The organism is Amycolatopsis sp. NPDC004772, from assembly GCF_053601215.1.
Window position 1 is genome coordinate 87,657 of sequence record NZ_JBSGBK010000006.1, and the last position, 17,078, is coordinate 104,734.

15 protein-coding genes are annotated in these 17,078 nt (G+C 71.3%); 7 read left to right on the forward strand and 8 right to left on the reverse strand.

Translation table 11 applies throughout. The features are described from left to right. Window positions 1–16: 16 nt before the first annotated feature. Entirely contained in the window at window positions 17–664 is a 648-nt protein-coding gene (locus ACWEF6_RS05995; RefSeq protein ID WP_449681875.1) for a VC0807 family protein, read from the reverse strand. Between the two features lie 138 nt (window positions 665–802). Here ACWEF6_RS05995 and ACWEF6_RS06000 point away from each other — a divergent pair, with 138 nt between their 5' ends. Then, entirely contained in the window at window positions 803–1,204 is a 402-nt protein-coding gene (locus tag ACWEF6_RS06000) for a hypothetical protein (protein WP_449681876.1), read from the forward strand. Here ACWEF6_RS06000 and dusB read toward each other — a convergent pair. The 5 genes from dusB to ACWEF6_RS06025 all read right to left on the reverse strand — a co-directional run bounded on the left by dusB (window position 1,125) and on the right by ACWEF6_RS06025 (window position 7,686). Further along, the gene (dusB, locus tag ACWEF6_RS06005) at window positions 1,125–2,264 is read right to left on the reverse strand and encodes a tRNA dihydrouridine synthase DusB (protein ID WP_449681877.1); all 1,140 of its coding nucleotides are present in this window, start codon (window positions 2,262–2,264) and stop codon (window positions 1,125–1,127) included. The two genes, ACWEF6_RS06000 and dusB, sit on opposite strands and share 80 nt — an antisense overlap. 66 nt (window positions 2,265–2,330) lie before the next feature. After that, window positions 2,331–3,062 (reverse strand): hypothetical protein, encoded by a 732-nt coding sequence (locus ACWEF6_RS06010; protein ID WP_449681878.1) that lies wholly within the window; start codon window positions 3,060–3,062, stop codon window positions 2,331–2,333. A gap of 2 nt (window positions 3,063–3,064) precedes the next feature. After that, complete coding sequence (locus tag ACWEF6_RS06015; RefSeq protein WP_449681879.1) at window positions 3,065–4,546, reverse strand: FHA domain-containing protein; 1,482 nt, start codon at window positions 4,544–4,546, stop codon at window positions 3,065–3,067. Next, entirely contained in the window at window positions 4,540–6,879 is a 2,340-nt protein-coding gene (locus ACWEF6_RS06020) for a DUF4407 domain-containing protein (RefSeq protein ID WP_449681880.1), read from the reverse strand. Before ACWEF6_RS06020 ends, ACWEF6_RS06015 begins: the two co-directional genes overlap by 7 nt. 84 nt (window positions 6,880–6,963) lie before the next feature. Continuing rightward, the gene (locus ACWEF6_RS06025) at window positions 6,964–7,686 is read right to left on the reverse strand and encodes an FHA domain-containing protein (RefSeq protein ID WP_449681881.1); all 723 of its coding nucleotides are present in this window, start codon (window positions 7,684–7,686) and stop codon (window positions 6,964–6,966) included. A 187-nt stretch (window positions 7,687–7,873) separates the two neighbouring features. Here ACWEF6_RS06025 and ACWEF6_RS06030 point away from each other — a divergent pair, with 187 nt between their 5' ends. The 3 genes from ACWEF6_RS06030 (at window position 7,874) to ACWEF6_RS06040 (ending at window position 11,297) form a co-directional block, all read left to right on the forward strand. Next, window positions 7,874–8,839: a Gfo/Idh/MocA family protein gene (locus ACWEF6_RS06030; protein WP_449681882.1), complete on the forward strand. Its 966-nt coding sequence runs from the start codon at window positions 7,874–7,876 to the stop codon at window positions 8,837–8,839. A gap of 59 nt (window positions 8,840–8,898) precedes the next feature. Beyond that, window positions 8,899–10,839 carry a DUF2339 domain-containing protein gene (locus ACWEF6_RS06035; protein WP_449681883.1) on the forward strand — a complete coding sequence of 647 codons (1,941 nt, stop codon included), beginning with the start codon at window positions 8,899–8,901 and terminating at the stop codon, window positions 10,837–10,839. Window positions 10,840–10,907: 68 nt separating this feature from the next. After that, complete coding sequence (locus tag ACWEF6_RS06040) at window positions 10,908–11,297, forward strand: TIGR03667 family PPOX class F420-dependent oxidoreductase (protein ID WP_449681884.1); 390 nt, start codon at window positions 10,908–10,910, stop codon at window positions 11,295–11,297. Here ACWEF6_RS06040 and ACWEF6_RS06045 read toward each other — a convergent pair whose 3' ends face one another. Further along, window positions 11,298–11,855 (reverse strand): superoxide dismutase, encoded by a 558-nt coding sequence (locus tag ACWEF6_RS06045; protein WP_449681885.1) that lies wholly within the window; start codon window positions 11,853–11,855, stop codon window positions 11,298–11,300. Window positions 11,856–11,980: 125 nt separating this feature from the next. On the opposite strand from ACWEF6_RS06045, the gene ACWEF6_RS06050 reads away from it, so the two are divergent. Beyond that, window positions 11,981–12,469, forward strand: a complete 489-nt coding sequence (locus ACWEF6_RS06050) for a DUF6328 family protein (RefSeq protein WP_449681886.1) — start codon at window positions 11,981–11,983, stop codon at window positions 12,467–12,469. On the opposite strand, the gene ACWEF6_RS06055 is transcribed toward ACWEF6_RS06050, so the two are convergent. Continuing rightward, the gene (locus ACWEF6_RS06055; protein WP_449681887.1) at window positions 12,445–12,837 is read right to left on the reverse strand and encodes a VOC family protein; all 393 of its coding nucleotides are present in this window, start codon (window positions 12,835–12,837) and stop codon (window positions 12,445–12,447) included. The two genes, ACWEF6_RS06050 and ACWEF6_RS06055, sit on opposite strands and share 25 nt — an antisense overlap. A 79-nt stretch (window positions 12,838–12,916) precedes the next feature. On the opposite strand from ACWEF6_RS06055, the gene ACWEF6_RS06060 reads away from it, so the two are divergent. Both ACWEF6_RS06060 and helR read left to right on the forward strand, forming a co-directional pair. Next, window positions 12,917–14,734: a LamG-like jellyroll fold domain-containing protein gene (locus ACWEF6_RS06060; RefSeq protein WP_449681888.1), complete on the forward strand. Its 1,818-nt coding sequence runs from the start codon at window positions 12,917–12,919 to the stop codon at window positions 14,732–14,734. Window positions 14,735–14,835: 101 nt separating this feature from the next. Then, complete coding sequence (gene helR / locus ACWEF6_RS06065; protein ID WP_449681889.1) at window positions 14,836–17,040, forward strand: RNA polymerase recycling motor ATPase HelR; 2,205 nt, start codon at window positions 14,836–14,838, stop codon at window positions 17,038–17,040. Window positions 17,041–17,078 lie beyond the last annotated feature (38 nt).

Genomic DNA, 17,078 nt, shown 5'->3' on the forward strand with positions numbered 1-17,078 from the left:
CCGGCGTTGTCGCAGGTCAAGCGGCCACGAGGGGCTTCGCGTCGGCGACGATCATCTTGCCGGCCTTCTCGGCCACCTTGCCGGAGACGACCATGATCACCGCGAAGGCGCCCGCGAAGATGGCGGTGCTCAGCCACACCATGGTCGAGATCGGCAGCGTGAAGGCGCCGACGATGCGAACCGCGCTTTCCAGCGCGAAGCCGATGCCCCAGATCACGCTGCAGCGCCGCAGGATGGCGTCGAAGGTTTCGGTGCCGCTGAGCCGTTCCCACGCGGCTTCGTTCTCCGCCTTGCCGCGGGTGAGGAAGGGCCGCATCGTCTTGGTCATGATCGGGGCCGCGGTGAAGGCGGAGGCGAGGATGACCAGGCCGGTGATCCCGCTGCCGAGCGAATCCTTGGCGATCATCATCCGGGCGTCGCCGGAGACGAAGGTGAGCAGCATGCCCACGACGTTCGTGACGAGGACGACGAGGGCGAGGCCGTTGAGCGTGCGGTCCTTGGCGAACTGGTAGAGCGTCCTGGCCAGCGGGAAGACCCCGGAGACGGCGAGGGCGGTGAAGTCGCTCGCGCCGAGCGAGTGGAGTGCGTAGTAGACGCCGATGGGCACGGCGACCTCGATCGCGAGGGTCTTGACCAGGGAGCTTGCGGGCTGGTTCGTCGTCATGGGACGAGCTTGTCGCGGCGGGGGCTTCGGCAAGGATGCCGTCCGCCACGACTTCGGGCTGACAGATGTCACGGTCGGCCGGCTCACCCGATCGGGCGGTCGACCTCACATTCCGCGCGGCTGCGCCGTCTACCGGGCATGACGATCTTTCTGCGCGGCACGATCGCGCTGCAGACGCTGGCGCTCTTCCTGGCGCCGATCACCGCCGGCCTGCTGCTGACCACCCCGAACGGGCACGTCCTGCACAGTGCTTCGGCCTACACGGTGTGGATTGTCGCCGTGGTGCAGGTGGTCGCCGCGGTCCTGGTGTGGCGGCCCGGTGGGGGCTCGCCGGGGATGATCCTCTACGCGGCCGTGTTCCTGGGCCTTGTGACAGCGCAGGTGTTCCTCGGGATCGCGCACGTCAAGGTCGTGCACGTGCCGCTGGGGGTGTTGCTGTTCGGCCTGAGCCTGGTGCAGCTCAGCCGCCCGAGTGCATATCTTCGGCTTCCGGGACGCAGTCGTCGTCCGGATCGTCGAGCCAGCCATGCGGCAGCGTGACCTTGCCCGGCGAGCCCTGACGGCCGCGCGGGCCGGTGGCCGCGTCCGGGAACGGTGCCGAGTGGTCGAGCTGGGCGATCAGGTCGTCGAGCTGGTCCATCGACGACAGCATCGCGAAGCCGCGGCGGAGCTCGGAGCCGACCGGGAAGCCCATCAGGTACCAGGCCATGTGCTTGCGGATGTCGCGCATCGCCTTGTCGTGGCCGTCGTGCTCGACCAGCAGTTCCGTGTGGCGGCGGAGCACGGCCGCCACCTCGCCCAGGTTCGGCGGGGTGGGCAGCGCGCGGCCCTGGAAAGCCGCTTCGAGCTCGCCGAACAGCCACGGGCGGCCGAGGCAGCCGCGGCCGACGACGACGCCGTCGCAGCCCGTCTCCTCGACCATGCGCAGGGCGTCGGCGGCGGAGAAGATGTCGCCGTTGCCGAGCACCGGGATGCTGGTCACGGCCTCCTTCAGCGCGGCGATCTTCGTCCAGTCGGCCTGGCCGGAGTAGCGCTGGGCGGCGGTGCGCGCGTGCAGGCTGACGGCGGCGGCGCCTTCGGCCTCGGCGATGCGGCCGGCGTCGAGGAAGGTGTGGTGGTCGTCGTCGATGCCGATGCGGAACTTCACCGTGAACGGCGTGTCCCCGGCCGCCTTCACGGACTCGCGCACGATGGCTTCGAACAGTTTCCGCTTGAACGGCAGCGCGGCCCCGCCGCCCTTGCGTGTCACCTTCGCGACCGGGCAGCCGAAGTTGGAGTCGACGTGGTCGGCGAGCCCCTCGCCGACGATGATCCGGACAGCCTCGGCCATGGTCTTCGGGTCCACCCCGTAAAGCTGCATGGACCTGGGCTTTTCGTCCGCCCCGAAGGTCATCATGTGCATGGTCCCGGGGTGCCGTTCGACGACGGCGCGGGCAGTGATCATCTCGCACACGTAGATACCGGCACCGTACTCGGCGCACAGCTGCCGGAAGGCGACGTTGGTGATCCCGGCCATGGGCGCGAGCACCACCGGCGGATCGACCTCGTAGGGGCCGATTCGCAGGGCGGGCTTGCTCAAGGTCGCGGTCACGTCCTCCATTGTCGCCTGTGGTGTCGATCACGCCGATCGAGGGCTCGGAACGGTGTGCAGGCGGCGGAGCGCCGGTCAGTTGCTGTCGTGCCCGACCGGGCCGGGACGCTGGTGGCGGCACGCCCGGTGCGGTACGAGGTGCAGGTCACGCGGTCCGAGGAGGTGCTGGCTGATCAGGTAGTCCGGCAGCTCTTCGCCGTGCCCCTGCTCGCCCCAGACCGCGTCCATCGTCTCGCGGAGGGCCCGGTCGAGCTGGGTGGCCTTCTCCTGCCCCATGCACCGCATTGTCTGCGTGCGGCCCTGCGGGGCCGGCGCGTGCAGCCCGGCCGTGAAGTACTCGCGGTAGTGCGCGGCGAGGATCACCCGGTGCACCGGCACCCGCTGCCACAGCTCGCGCACCCGGAGCACCGCGCCCGGCACGCCGACTTCGGTGCGCTCGCCGTCCGGGGTGCCGACCTTGACGCCCTGGTGCGCCGATCCTTCGATGGCCAGCCACAACCGGCATTCCTTGTTCCAGGCGATCACCTCGGCGCGACCGTCCGGGAGGCGCACCGAACACCGCTGCGGCACCTGAACCCGCTTCGGCTCACCGGCGAAGTGGACCGAGAGCAGGCCGTTGTGCGCGGTCGAGTCGTTGTCCAGCCACCAGTCCCCCGCTCGATAACGCAGGCAGGGCGTGTTGGGCCGGCGGGAAATGGCGACCCGGCCACTGGCGCCCGAGAAGAACTCCCGGTCGAGGTAGACCTCGGTGCCGGCCAGGACGTCCCGGTCCGGCTGCGGCGGGGTGATCAAGGTCAGGCGAGCCACGTTCATCCCTGCTTTCGTTCCTCGATCACGTCGGCGACGACGACGGTCACGTTGTCGGCCGCACCGACCTGTCCCACCATGGCCAGCAGGGTGGCCACGCACTCTCGAGGCGGCTCGTCGCGCGCGGCGAGGAGCACCTCCTCGAGGCGTTCGGCACCGAGCGAGCCGACCAGGCCGTCCGTGGCCAGCACGAACCGCTGCCCCACCGCGGCGATCTTCTCCCAGTGGTCGGGCTGCACCGAGTCCGCAAGGCCCACCGCCCGGAGCAGCCGGCCCTTGGCCACCGGGTCACGCCGTCCCGCGAGCGCGAACCCCTGCGTGGCGTGCGGCCGGACGAGGCGGCTGATCCCCGCCTCCGTCTGCAGCAGGACGGTGCCGTCCCCGACGTGCAGGCCTTCGACGCGGAAGCGCGTGCCGTGCGGCCGCAGCATCGCGACGTCGAGGGTGGTGGCGAGCCCGGTCGCCAGCACGTCGTCGGCTCCGCGGGCGCGGATCGCGCGGTTCAGGTTGGCCGCGGTCATGGCCAGGTCCTGCTCCGGGCCGGCGTGCCGCACCCCGTCCACCGCCATCCGGGCCGCCACCGCTCCCGCCGGACGGCCGCCCACGCCGTCGGCGACGGCGACGACGGAGAAGTCCGCGAAAAAGGCGTCCTCGTTCTTCCGCCGGCTGCCGATCACGCTGTCGCCGAAGGCGTCGAAGCACAGCTCGCCCGCGCGGTCGCGGGGGACGACCAGGCTGAGCACCTCCGCGCCGCCGAGGCAGACTTCGTCGCCGTTTCGCAGCCGGACCGGGCGGCCCGGCGATACCGCCTGCCCGTTGAGCGACGTGCCGTTGCTCGTCGGGAACGCCTCCAGCCACCAGTCGTCCTCGATCTGGCTGATCACGCAATGCCGCCTGCTCACGCGATCGCCGCCGAGCACGATGTCGCACTGCGAACTGCGGCCGATCACGGTGCTGGCCCGGCTGAGCAGGAAGTCGTCGGTGCCGCGCAGCCAGGCGAGGGTCGTGGCGACCCGGCGACGCTGTTCGCCGCCTTCGGCCACCGGTGAAGCCGGCTGCTCCGCCACGGCTTTCCGGGACGGCTGCAGGTCGGCCGCGACGAGTACTTCCGTTGCGGGATCGGCGGGGCGCAGTGGTGCCGCGGAATCACGCACGACGAGTTCGGTGCCGGGTGGCGCGGCCGCCAAGACCTCGGTGCCCGGCGGCTCGCCGTCGTCGATCCGGTCGGCCCGCTCTCTCTCGAGCTGCCGGAGGCTCTCGGCCGCGGGCAGGGCCAAGGGCCGCTCGCCCGGCAGCGGCTCCGGAACCGCTTCGGCTTCGGCGAGGGCGAGCTCACGGCGCCGGGTTCTCGTCTTCCGTCCCCGGTGCTCCCGCGAGCGGACCGGACGTCCGGCTGCCGTCGTGTGGCGGAAGAGCGTCAACGTGCAGATCGTCGTCGCGATACCGGCGACGAACCCGATCAGCACCGACAGCACGTTCACCATTTCCCGTCACCTCCGAGGTTGGTGGGAGCGGACGACGGTCCGCCGTCGTCGCCGGAGCTGCCGGCCGCCAGCTGGTTCGGCGGCAGCAGCTGGTACTGCACGTCCCGGTCCTGCACGTCCTGCCGCACCAGCTCCAGTGCCTCGTAGGCCAGTTCGGCGTGACTCCGGTCGCCGAGCTGCCCGGACACGCGCTTCGCCGGATTGCGGTGGAGCCACTGCATGACGAGCACCGCGACCGACTCGGGCAGGTCGGGGTTCAGCACGCGCGGATCGATCGGGTCGTGCTCGCGCAGCAGCTCGACCAGCTGGTGGACGCCGATGCCGTCCGGATCCCACCCGTTCGCCCGCGCTTCGTGGTAGAGCGGCCGCTGCCCGGTGAGCAGCTCGTACCAGACCGCCCCGACCGCGCGGACGTCGCTCGCACTGCTGGCCCAGCCGTTGCGCGGCTCGCGAAGCACCTGTTCGAGAGGGGCGTACCAGCGGGTGAACTTGATCTCGCCGCCGGTCGGCGGCTGGGTGCCGTCGTCGACCGCCTTGGCGAGGCCGAAGTCGATCAGCCGCACGTTGCCGTCGGGGTCCAGCGCGATGTTGGCCGGCTTGATGTCGAGGTGGACGCAGCCGGCGGTCCACGAGTCCATCAGCCCCAGCAGCACCTGCCCGACGATGCGGATGGACCACTCCAGGGTCCGGACGCTGTCGCCGTCGCGCAGCAGTCTGCTCAACGTCTGCGGGTACCTCGGCGTGACGATGTAGGCGCCGAACAGCGGGTCCCGGCCCACGCCGAGCATGGGTGCCACGAACTTGCTCCGGATCTTCCGCAGGAAGTGCAGGTCCTTCTCGATGGCTTCCTGGGCGTAGTCGTGTTCGACCGCTCGTTTGACGACCACCGACAAGCTCGGCTCGAGCAGGTCGTGGGCGAGCAGGACCAGGCTGAAGCCCGGGCGGTCCGCGTCGGGCAGCGGTCCCTCCACCACCCAGCGATCGTCCAGGACACGGCGAGCCGGTTGCTCGCGCTGCCGCGGGAGCAGGACGGTCTCGGCGTGCGAGTCGTCGACCACCGTCAGCCGGTCCGCCTCGTCGTCGCGGGACGACGGGAGCACGGTGGTCGTCCCGAACGCGGCCTTGGCCGCCGCGATCTCGCCTTCGTACCGCCAGCGGTGCACCTGCAGATCCCGGTCGTGGTCCAGCTTGAGCCGTTCCAGCTCGAGGTCCTTCTCCTTCGCGATCTGTTCCAGCAGCACGTCCTCGTCCGCCTGGATGCTCGCGAGGCCGGAGACGCGCCGGGACCGGCTGCGCGCGGCTTCGAGTTCTTCGTCTTCCTGGTGTTGAGCCTCTTCGCGCTCGAAGGCCCGGAGGACAGTGCGCCGGGCAACCCGGTCGTGGACGCTTCGAGGCGCGAAGAACTTGAAGATGATCGGGAGCAGGTCGATGAGCAGGAAGATCCCCCGCACGATCCACACCCGCAGGCTCAACGCGGGATTGGCGTCGACGATCTCGTCCAGTGCCTTCTCCTGCGCGAGCAGGCCGTTGGCCTGCGAAGTGATGCGGTCCTGCTCGATGACCTTCTGGTCGATCTCCGTCTTGAGCGCCGCGAGATCTGCGCCGTACTTCGTCTTCGCCTTGCCCTCTGCCTCCTGAGCCGTCGCGACCTGGTTCTGCCGCTCTCTGAGCGTCGCCTGGTAGGTGGCGCACGGACTGCCGTCCCGCAGCGAGCACCCGACGCCGGTGCCGTGCTTGCCCGCGATCTCGTCGTCCACGTCCTTCTGCGCCTTGTCGCGGGCGGCCTGAGCGTCGACGGTGGCTTGCTGCGCGGTTGCCCAGGTGTGCTCGATTTCCGCACGTCGCTGCGAGAAAGTCGCTTCCACCTGTTCCCGCGTCTTCTTTTCCTGGCCGTTCCGGTCGATGTCGACCTGGTGCGCGATCTCCGGCGCGAACATCGTCAGCAACACGGGCTCGGAAACGGCGGAGGCGATGACAACGGCGAGGAGACACCGGCCGAGAACGGCGGCGACCTTGCCGGCCACACCGGTCCACTCGCGCCGCGGTTGCCCCTCCGGCTTTCCGTACGAAACCGAACTGACCAAACTGCGGTCGAGGTTGAAGATGATCAGCGCCCAGAATGCGGCCAGAACGAGGTGCCACGACGAAAACGCATGCCGGACGGTGCCGATCACCATCGTCATCGAAATGCCGCTGGCCAACGCCGTGAGCAGGACAGCGAGCCCGGTGCAGACGTACCGGGCCCGTTCGAGCCGCTGCACCCCGCTGCCTTCGGTCAGCGCCGGATCCGCTCCGGCGCACCAGAAAAGGAGATCACCGAACCTTCGCTGCACCTCGGTACCTCCTGCCATGATTGCCCCTGATCGTCCTGTTTCCCACTGTCACACGAATTCGTGGCCGGAAACCGCCGCCGGGGGCTACGAGGGTTCGCACTGGATCCGCCCGGGTGAGCCGTCCACTGCGAACTCCGTGGTGCCGATCCGGATCACCTGTCCGGGGCGGAGATCCGCCGAACCGTGGATGCGGACCCCGTCGACCCACGTGCCGTTCGTGGAGCGCAGGTCGACGCACCGCACACCGGTGGGCGTCGGCAGCACGTGGCAGTGGCGCCGGCCGGCTCGCGTGTCCTGGAGGCGGCCGGGAGGCGGCACGGCCCGGCCGAGCGTTATCCCTTGCGACGGTAGGAAGATCCGGGCGCCAGTCGGGCGGTGGATCAGCGACCGGGCCACCGGCGGCGCGGCGGGGCGTGCGTGCGGCGGCGCTGCGGGGCGGGCATGCGCCGGCCGCGGTGGTCCGTGGTTCGCGGTGGGCACCGCGTCCCTGTCGCCCGGCGCGAGGACCTCGACCTCACTGCGGTCGGCGGTCATCGTTTCGCACAACACCCGGACCGTCCCGAGAGGAGCGCCGGGCCAGCTGCGCAGCACGGCGCGTTCGAGGCGGACGCGCAACTCCGCCCGGTCGACCGGGAGCAGGGTGAGCATCTGCTCGGCGATCGGAACCCGGACGGTCGGGTTCCGCGGCACCCCGTTTCTCGCGCTCACCAGCAGGGCCTCGACAATGCGCCGGCAGAGGTGGTCCTCGAACGAAAGCTCCGTCGCCGCACCGAACCGGTCGGTGCCGAACCACTCGATTCCGGCCATGCGTGAGAACCTCCTCGAAAGCCACCTTCGGATGGTGTCCGAATCGGAGTCGCCGCGACCGTCCGATGCATTACGAGGGATCGCAATATTTCTCCGCGTCAACAGATTTCCGATTCCGTGGCGAATCTCGTGGGAAGTCGCCGGGCGGATTTGTTGGCCCGCTCCCGGCAGGCATAGGGTTCGGTGTATGACGAACACGCCCTTGCGGTGGGGGATCATGGGTACCGGTGCGATCGCCGACGCCTTCGCCCGGGACCTGCAGCTCACCGAGTCCGGCGTGGTCGCCGCGGTCGGGTCGCGGTCGAGTGGGAGTGCCGAGCGGTTCGGCGGCGAGCTGGACATCCCCACCCGCCACAGCAGCTACGACGCCCTCGCGAACGATCCGGACGTCGACGTCGTCTACGTCGCGACGCCGCATCCCATGCACCACGCCAACGCGCGGCTCGCCCTCGAAGCCGGGAAGCCCGTGCTCGTCGAGAAGCCGTTCACGATGAACGCCGAGGAGGCTCGCGACCTCGTCGACCTCGCGCGCGCTCAGGGCCTCTTCCTGATGGAGGCGATGTGGACGCGGTTCCTGCCGCACATCCGGCACATCCGCGAGCTCCTGCCCAGCCTCGGGGACGTCGTCACCGTCGCCGCCGACCACGGGCAGTGGTTCGCCGAGGACCCCGCCTTCCGGCTGTTCGCTCCCGAACTGGGCGGGGGTGCCCTGCTCGACCTGGGCATCTATCCCGTTTCCTTCGCGTCGATGGTGCTCGGGCAGCCCGAGCGCGTCGCCGCGATGGCGACGCCCGCTTTCACCGGGGTCGACGCGCAGATGTCGATGCTCTTCGGCTACGCCGGCGGCGCGCAGGCCGTGCTGACCTGCACCTTGAGCGCGATTTCGCCGACCACCGCGTCGATCGTCGGCACCGAGGCGCGCATCGAGGTCGACGGGCCCTTCTACGCTCCCGCCTCCTTCACCTTCATTCCGCGCGAAGGCGAGCGGCGGCGCTTCGAATACGTCGATGAAGGCCGTGGCCTGCGGCACCAGGCCGACGAAGTGGCGCTGCGGCTGGCCGCCAGGGAGACCGAAAGCCCGCTCATGCCGCTGGCCGAGACCGTCTCGATCATGACCACCATGGACGAGGTGCGGGCCGCGACCAGGACGTGACCCGGGATTGAGTAGTGCTACGGATCCGCAGGTGACGCCTTTGGGTGACCCTGTCCGGTATGACCACCGAAGCAGATGTGCTCCTCCGGCTCGCCGGCGAGATCGACGACCTGGGGCGTCGTCTCGCCCTGGTGGGCTCCGAACTGCGGACCGTCCGGGACGAGCAGCCCGAGCGAGCCGGCCAGGAGACGCACGCCGAGCAGCAGCCACAGCCCGAACGGCAAAAGCAGCCCGAGCAGCAAAAGGCGGCCGAACAGCCGAAAGCGCCCGAACAGCCGAAAGCGGCCGAACAGCCACAGCCTGAACCACCGCCGCAGCCACAGCCACAGCCGCCGCCCCGGCCGGTGCGGCCCGAGTCGGTCCCGTGGCCGCAGTACCAGTGGCAGCCGCCCCAACCGCAGTACGCCCCGCCGCCGCCACCGCAGCGGCCGCCGTACGTCCCGGCGCCGACGCCGTACCTGCCGGTTCCGCGGCAGACGCTGGGCGAGAAGCTCGGCAAGGAAGGCGCCGGCAGCCGGGTGCTCGCCTGGGTCGGCGGGGCCGTGACGCTGCTCGGCGTCGTCCTGCTGCTGGTGCTGGCCGTGCAGCGGGGGTGGCTCGGGCCGCTGCCGCGGGTGCTCGTCGGCGCCGGGTTCGGGCTGGCGCTGACCGGCACCGGCGTCTGGCTGCACCGCAAGCCCGCCGGCCGCACCGGGGCGTTCGCGCTGGCCGCCACCGGCATCGCGACGCTCTACCTCGACGTCGTCGCCGCGACCACGCTGTACGAATTCCTGCCGGTGCTCGCCGGGCTCGCCGCCGGGCTGGCGGTCGCCGTCGGCGGGCTGCTCGTGGCCGTACGCTGGGAGTCGCCGCTGCTGGCGTCCGCCGTCGTCATCGGCTGTGCCGTGTGCGCGCCGATGATCGTCCGCGGGTTCACCCCCGAACTGGTCACCTTCCTGCTGATGATCCAGCTCGCGACGGCGCCGGTGCAGCTGCGCCGCGACTGGTCGTCGCTGACGCTCGCCGCCGGTGTCCCGCCGCTGTTCGCCTCGGTGATCAGCACGGCGTGGCTCGGCGGGGGCGGCAGCTGGGCCAACACCGCCGCGGCCGGGGGCGCCGGCGTCACCGGGCTCGTGCTCGCGCTGATCGTGCTGCGCCGCCGCGAGAACGACCCCGCCGCGCTTTCGCTGCTGGCGACGTCCGTGCTGCCGACGCTCATCGCGGCGGTGCTGCTGCCGAAGACGCAGGCGGTGCCGATCACGGCTGGCGCGGGCGTCTTGCTGCTCGCCGTCTGGGCGGCGCGCCGCTGGTGGCCCGGGTTCGCCGGGCAGGTGGCCGGCCTGGCCGGGCTGCTCGCGCTCCTGCAGGCGACGGTGACCCAGTTCGACGGCCCGGCTCGTGCCGGGGTGCTGCTCGGCGAGGCGCTGCTGCTGGTCGTGGCCGCGGTGGGCGGCCGCAACCGGGGCGCACTGGCCGCCGCGCTCGGATTTGCGGCCATCGGCGGCCTGCTCGGCGTGGTCTTCGACGTCACGCCCGGGCTGCTGATCGTCCCCCGCGCCCACCCGGTCGCCGAGCTGACCGGCGCGCTCGCGGTCGCCGCGCTGATCCTCGCCGTGTCGATCGCGCTGCCGTGGGCCGCCGCGCGGCTGGCGGTGTTCCGCGGGCCGGCCGACGACCTGCCGATCTGGCTGCTCGCCGGGGTTTCGGCGCTGTACGGCGCCGCCGGGGTCGTGCTGTGCGGCGCCCTGCTCGCGGTCCCGGGGCGGACCGGGTTCCTCCTCGGCCACGCGCTGATCACGGTGTCCTGGACGATCGCCGCGCTCGTGCTGCTCCTGCGCGGGATCGACATCGTCGCGCTGCGGGTGACCGGGCTGATCCTGGTCGGCGCCGCGGTGCTCAAGCTGGTGCTGTTCGACCTGTCGGCGCTCGACGGGCTGGCCAGGGTCGGCGCGTTCCTCGGCGCGGGTCTGGTCCTGCTGGCGGCCGGGACGCGGTACGCGCGGCGGGTCGCGTCGCGTTAAGTCCGGGAAGAAATTGTCGGTGCCCCGTGGTTCCCTGGAGCACAGACCGACGACCAGGGGGCACCGACATGGCAGCACCGAAACTCTCCGAACGCGCCGGCGAGCCGATCGCCTGGCTGACCACGGTCACTCCGAAGGGGCGGCCCGCACCGCGGCCCGTGTGGTTCGTCCTCGACGGCGAAGACATCGTGGTGTTCAGCGAGCCCGGCACCGCGAAGCTCCGGCACATCGAGGCGAACCCCGAGGTGAGCTTCCACTTCAACAGCAACCCCGGCGGCGGCTCGATCCTCGTGGTGAGCGGCAAAGCGCACGTCGAGCCGGGCAAGGCGTCCGAAGCGCCCGGATACCTCGACAAGTACGGCTCCCGCTACGAGGCGATCGGCCTGACCGCGGACGGGTTCGACGCCAAGTACTCCGTCCGCATCCGCGTGGTGCCCGAGCGCAGCTGGGGGTTCTGACTAGAAATCGACGTTCAGGCAGGCCAGCCGGGCACCCGCCGTGCCCGCGTGGCCCGGATCGCTGTGCGTGTGGGTCTCGTGGACGACCACGGACTTCGCCCGCCGGCCGGCGAACGTCCAGTCCACTGTGGACCGAGCGAAGCCGGTGCCGGCCCGGTCGGTGGTGAAATCGAGCCAGATCTCGTTGCGGGGATTGGCGTACGCCGGGTCGACCGACGGCTTCACCGGGTCCGGCACGTGCTGGAAGTGCGGTCCGGCGGCATCGCCGGTCGCGCCGCACGGCTGGGTGTGGGCGTGCGCGCCGTAGGTACGTCCAGGCCACAGCCCGGTCACGAAGAGCAGCGTGGTCGTGCCGGCGGCCGAAACGCCGAACACGTGCGCCTGGGCGCCGGCCGGGACGAGGTCGGGGCGGTACGTCACCGCGGGTGCGCCGGGGGCAGCCGCGGTGAACGTGCCGTGCGCAGTCGTGAACCGCACCGGTGACGGTGACGCGGCGGCGACGCCGGGAGCGAGCACGGCGACAGCGGCCGCGGCGGTGAAGGCGGGAAGAAGAAGCATTTCCCCTCTTTAGCCAGCCGCCCGGGCCACCGCCATGATCATCACTCGAAAGTGTGACCGATTTGGTGGAAAAGTCACGGTTTTCCCAGCCGGTGGACCGTCCTGCGCCCGGTTATGGTCGTCTGGTGCCCGAACACACCGGCGAAACCCGCAACGAGCAGCTCACCCGCAACGTCGGCGAGCTCCTCCAGGAACTGCGGGTCGCGCAGGCCGGGGTGCAGATCCTGTTCGGCTTCCTGCTGTCGGTCGTGTTCACCGACCGGTTCCACGACGCCAGCGGGTTCGAGAAGTCGCTGCACCTGTCCGCGGTGGCGCTCGCGGTGGCGGCCACGGCCCTGCTGACCGCGCCCGCGGCGTGGCACCGGCTGCTGTTTCGCACGGGCAGCCGCGAACGGATCCTGACCGTCGGCAACCGGCTGGTGCTGGTCGGGCTGGTCTGCCTGGCCCTCGCCATCACGTCGACGGTCGCGCTGATCGCCAAGGTCGTCTACAGCTGGATCGCCATGGTCATCATGGCCGTGCTGTGCCTGCTGATCTTCGGCGTCCTCTGGTTCGTGATGCCGATCCGGATGCACCCGGGCAACGGCGATCAGCCGACCGGACCGCCCAAATAGAGCGTGTCCTCCTGGACGAAGCAGAGCGGGTTGCCGAACGGGTCGTCGGCGTAGAAGGAGCGTTCGCCCCAGAACTGCGTCTCGATGGCGTCGTCGGCCCAGCGCGGCCCGGCGGCGCGCACCCGCTCGAAGGTCTTCTCGACGTCTTCGACCGCGAGGTAGACGATCCGCGGGTCCCGCTGCGGGCGTGGCTCACGGTGCTCGGGCGGCGCCTCGACGCAGGCGAGCACCACGCCGCCGCAGGTGAAGTAGTGCCGGTTGAGCGCGATCCGCTCACCGGGGTCGCCGAACACGGCCGCGTAGAACGCGACGGCGACCTCGATATCGTCGACGGGCTGGATCAACCGGAACACCCGCGGGCCGCTCATGCGGGCACAGTACCGCTGTTCACCCCGTGTTCGGCAGCAGTTGCCGGGGTGGTCGGAAGCCGCCCGTAGCTTCCCGCCCGTGACTGACACTTCTCGCCGGACCTTCCTCCTCGGCGCCCCGGCCGTCGCCGCCGCGGCGACCCTGCCGAACGTCCTCGGCGCGCCCGCCGCCCAAGCCACCGGCCGGCACCGCCCGGACGCCGAAGATCCGCGCTTCACGCTCGTGGTCATGCCCGACACGCAGTACCTGTTCGACGAGGACCGCGGCGACGCGGCCCCGCTGGACGCCTCGCTGCGGTACGTCCTCGAAGGGCAGGACGACAACGTTGTCTTCCTCGCCCACCTCGGCGATCTCACTCAGAACGGCCGGGCGGACGAGTTCGCCAGGATCAGCCGGTCGTTCCAGGCGCTCGACCGCCGCCGGTTCCCGTACAGCACCCTCGCGGGCAACCACGACATCGACGGCTCGAAGGACGACCAGCGCGGCCCGTCGCCGTACCTCGACGCGTTCGGCCCGCAGCGCCAGCGCAACTCGCCGACCTTCAAGGGCGCGTCCAAGGACGGCTACAACACCTTCCACATCTTCCGCGGCGGCGGCCGGGAATGGCTGCTGCTGGCGCTGGACTGGCGGCCCTCGGCCGGCGGCCTGAACTGGGCGAAGCAGGTCCTCGCGCAGCACCCGACGCTGCCGGCCATCCTCACCATCCACGAGCTGGTCTGGGCCGACGACGACCACCAGGCCCAGTTCTCGACGTTCGGCGAGCTCGTCTGGAAGGAACTGGTGCAGGGCAACGACCAGATCTTCCTCACGCTCAACGGCCACTACTGGCCGACCGGGCGGACCGTCCGGAAGAACGCCGCCGGCCACGACGTGCACGTCCACATCGCCAACTACCAGGACCGCTACTACGGCGGCAGCGCCATGGTCCGGCTCTACCAGTTCGACCTCGCGCGCGGGGTGATCGACGTCCGGACGTTCTCGCCGTGGCTCGCCGCGCAGGACCACCTGAGCGAGCTGCAGCAGATCGAAATCGAGCGCAGCGGCTCGTCCGACTACTTCAGCCTGGAGATCGACTTCGCCGAGCGGTTCAAGGGCTTCGCGCCGGTGCCGGTCCCGCCCGCGCGGCCGGCGAAGCAGCTGCTGGTGCCCGGAACCGTCGCGTACTGGCGCTTCGAAGGCGGCCAGGACGGCAAGGCGGTGCCGGACGACGTCGTCGTGCGCGACCAGACCGGCCGTGGCAACGACCTCACGCGCGTCACCGCGCCGGGCAGCGGACCGGACGCGTTGAAGTACTCGAACGAGTTCTCGCCGCGGCAGCCGTCGCGGGCCAGCCTGCGGTTCGACGGCGGTCGCGACCCCAGCCGGGGCGCCTACCTGCGCACGGTCGACACGGCGCCGATCAACAAGCTCAAGTTCGAGCGCGGTTACACCGTCGAGGCGTTCTTCTGGCTGCCGGCGAACTTCAAGGACGGCCACCACGGCTGGTGCGGCCTGTTCGCCCGGCAGGGCAGCGGCGCGGCCGCGGGCAAGACCGGCGACGACCCGGAGGAGTCGGCGGCCACACTGTCCCTTTCGGACGGTGGCGAGCTGCAGTGGGCGGTGTACCCGCTGAACCAGAACCGGACGTCGACGAACTGGGGCCACGAGCTGCCGGTGGAGAAGTGGTGGCACGTGGCCGTGGTCAACGACGGCCGGCGCACGACCGTGTACGTCGACGGCTGCCCGGTGGTCCGGAACCCGGCCACGCCCGCGGTCGGGCTCGCCGACCCGGGCGGCCCGTGGCTGGTCGGCGCATCCTCCTACGGCGGGAAGGTCGACCGCAGTTTCGCGGGGCTGCTGGGTGACGTGCGGGTGGCCGACCGGCCGCTGAACCCGCGCGAATTCATGCTGGGCTGAGGCCCTTGACAGCGGGTGGACAATAAAAAATCGGCGTGCTCTCCGGAAACAATGGGAGCGATCGCCGAACCTGTTAAGAGTCTAACCGCTGTGAGGGGAACTTGTCAAACCAGGGGTACGACGAGGGATTGCGGGAAGAACGGGCCTACGTCGCCGCGCTGTACGAGCGGCTCGACCGCGAGCGCGCGGCGGCGCAGGCCCGGTACCACGGCGCACTCGGGCAAACCGGGGTGACGCCGGGGGAACGGGAGACCGACGTCCGCTGCCGGTCGCGGGAGGCGGCCCGGCTGGACGTCGCCGACAACGGCCTGTGCTTCGGCCGGTTGGACGCCCTTTCGGGCGAAACCAGCTATATCGGCCGGCTCGGGTTGTTCGACGCGGAAAACGACTACGAACCGTTCCTGCTGGATTGGCGGGCGCCGGCGGCGCGGCCGTTCTACGTCGCCACGGCGGCACGGCCGGAAAACATGCGCCGCCGCCGTCAGTTCCACACGATGGGGCGCCGGGTCCTCGAATTCACCGACGAGGTCCTGGGCCGTCCCGGGGACACCGAACGCGGGGACGCGGCCCTGCTCGCGGCCGTCAACGCGCCCCGCGGCGAGGGCATGCGGGACATCGTCGCGACGATCCAGGCCGAGCAGGACGAGATCATCCGCCTCGGCCACGCGGGTGTGCTGGTGGTCGAGGGCGGTCCCGGCACCGGCAAGACGGCCGTCGCCCTGCACCGGGTGGCGTACCTGCTCTACACCCGGCGCGAGCGGATGTCCCGCAGCGGCGTGCTGGTGGTCGGGCCGAGCCCGCTGTTCCTCGACCACATCGGCCGGGTGCTGCCGTCGCTCGGCGAGTCCGACGTCGTCTTCCTGACCACCGGCGACCTGGTGCCCGGGCTGCGCGTCACGGCCGAGGACCGGCCGGAGGTGGCGCGGCTCAAGGGATCGCTCGGGATCCTCGACGTGCTGGCCGCCGCGGTCGCGGACCGTCAGCACGTGCCCGCCGAGCCGGTGCCGGTCGACCTGGGTGACGTCGTCGTGGCGCTCGACGCCGAGCTCGTGACCGAGGCTCGGCTCGCCGCGCGCGAGTCGGGGTTGCCGCACAACGAAGCCCGCGCGATCTTCCGGGAGCAGGCGGTGGCGCTCGTCGCCGAGCGGGTCGTGGCGAAGATCGGCGAAGGCTGGATGACGCGGGAGGACCGCGGGCTGTGGGCGGATCTGCGCGCCGACGTCCTGGAAGAGCTCGCGGAGCACGAAGCGCTCGGCTCCGCACTCGACGCGCTGTGGCCGTACCTGACGCCGGAGACACTGCTGGCGCCGCTGTACGCATCCCCGCGCCGCCTCGAGGCCGCCGGGGCCGACCCGACGCTCTTCCGTGCCGACGGCACGGCCTGGACCGTCTCGGACGTGCCGCTGCTCGACGAGCTGGCCGACCTGCTCGGCCGGGACGACACCGCCGAACGCGCCGCCGCGCGCCGGCGGGCGGAAGCCGAGGTCGAGTACGCCTCCGGCGTCATGGACCTCATGAAGCTGGACGCCGAGGAACTCGACGAGGACGTCCAGCTGGTCGCCGAGGACCTGCTCGACGCCGAAGACCTGGCCGGGCGGTTCGTCGAGCGTGACGCGCGCGACCTCGCCGAGCGGGCGGCCGCCGACCGCGACTGGACGTACGGGCACGTCGTCGTCGACGAGGCCCAGGAACTGTCCGAAATGGACTGGCGGGTGCTGATGCGGCGGTGCCCGAGCCGGTCGTTCACGATCGTCGGCGACCTCGCCCAGCGCCGCTCGGCGGCCGGGGCGACGGCGTGGGGCCCGGTGCTCACGCCGTACGTCGGCGATCGCTGGCAGTACCGCGAGCTGACCGTGAACTACCGCACCCCGGCGGAGATCATGGCCGTCGCGGGCGCGCTGCTGGCGCAGTTCGCGCCGGACGCGCGACCGCCGGAATCGGTGCGTGCCTGCGGGGTCCGGCCGTGGTCGAGGCGAGTGGCGGACGACGAGCTCGCCGACGCCGTCGACGACTTCGTCCGCGACGAGGCCGGCCGCGAAGGCACCAGCGTCGTGATCGGGCCGCCCGGGGTGCCGGGAACGATCCCGGCCGCGGCGGCCAAAGGCCTGGAGTTCGACGCCGTCCTCGTCGTCGAACCGGAGCGGATCCTGGCCGCGGGCCCGCGCGGCGCGGCCGAGCTCTACGTCGCGCTCACGCGCGCCACGCAGCGCCTCGGGGTGCTGCACCGGGATCCGCTCCCGGCGGCGCTGACCGGCCTCGCCGAGGCCGGGGTACCCGTGCGGTCCGGGCACCGGCGGTTCCTGTAGCGAACGGGGGGTGGCGGGTGGCGGTACCCGTCATCCCC

Excerpts from the sequence above, each read along its gene's own strand:
- ACWEF6_RS05995 (WP_449681875.1), bottom strand. The coding sequence starts at position 664 with ATGACGACGAACCAGCCCGCAAGCTCCCTGGTCAAGACCCTCGCGATC.
- ACWEF6_RS06000 (WP_449681876.1), top strand. The coding sequence starts at position 803 with ATGACGATCTTTCTGCGCGGCACGATCGCGCTGCAGACGCTGGCGCTC.
- dusB (WP_449681877.1), bottom strand. The coding sequence starts at position 2,264 with ATGGAGGACGTGACCGCGACCTTGAGCAAGCCCGCCCTGCGAATCGGC.
- ACWEF6_RS06015 (WP_449681879.1), bottom strand. The coding sequence starts at position 4,546 with ATGGTGAACGTGCTGTCGGTGCTGATCGGGTTCGTCGCCGGTATCGCG.
- ACWEF6_RS06025 (WP_449681881.1), bottom strand. The coding sequence starts at position 7,686 with ATGGCCGGAATCGAGTGGTTCGGCACCGACCGGTTCGGTGCGGCGACG.
- ACWEF6_RS06030 (WP_449681882.1), top strand. The coding sequence starts at position 7,874 with ATGACGAACACGCCCTTGCGGTGGGGGATCATGGGTACCGGTGCGATC.
- ACWEF6_RS06035 (WP_449681883.1), top strand. The coding sequence starts at position 8,899 with ATGACCACCGAAGCAGATGTGCTCCTCCGGCTCGCCGGCGAGATCGAC.
- ACWEF6_RS06040 (WP_449681884.1), top strand. The coding sequence starts at position 10,908 with ATGGCAGCACCGAAACTCTCCGAACGCGCCGGCGAGCCGATCGCCTGG.
- ACWEF6_RS06045 (WP_449681885.1), bottom strand. The coding sequence starts at position 11,855 with ATGCTTCTTCTTCCCGCCTTCACCGCCGCGGCCGCTGTCGCCGTGCTC.
- ACWEF6_RS06055 (WP_449681887.1), bottom strand. The coding sequence starts at position 12,837 with ATGAGCGGCCCGCGGGTGTTCCGGTTGATCCAGCCCGTCGACGATATC.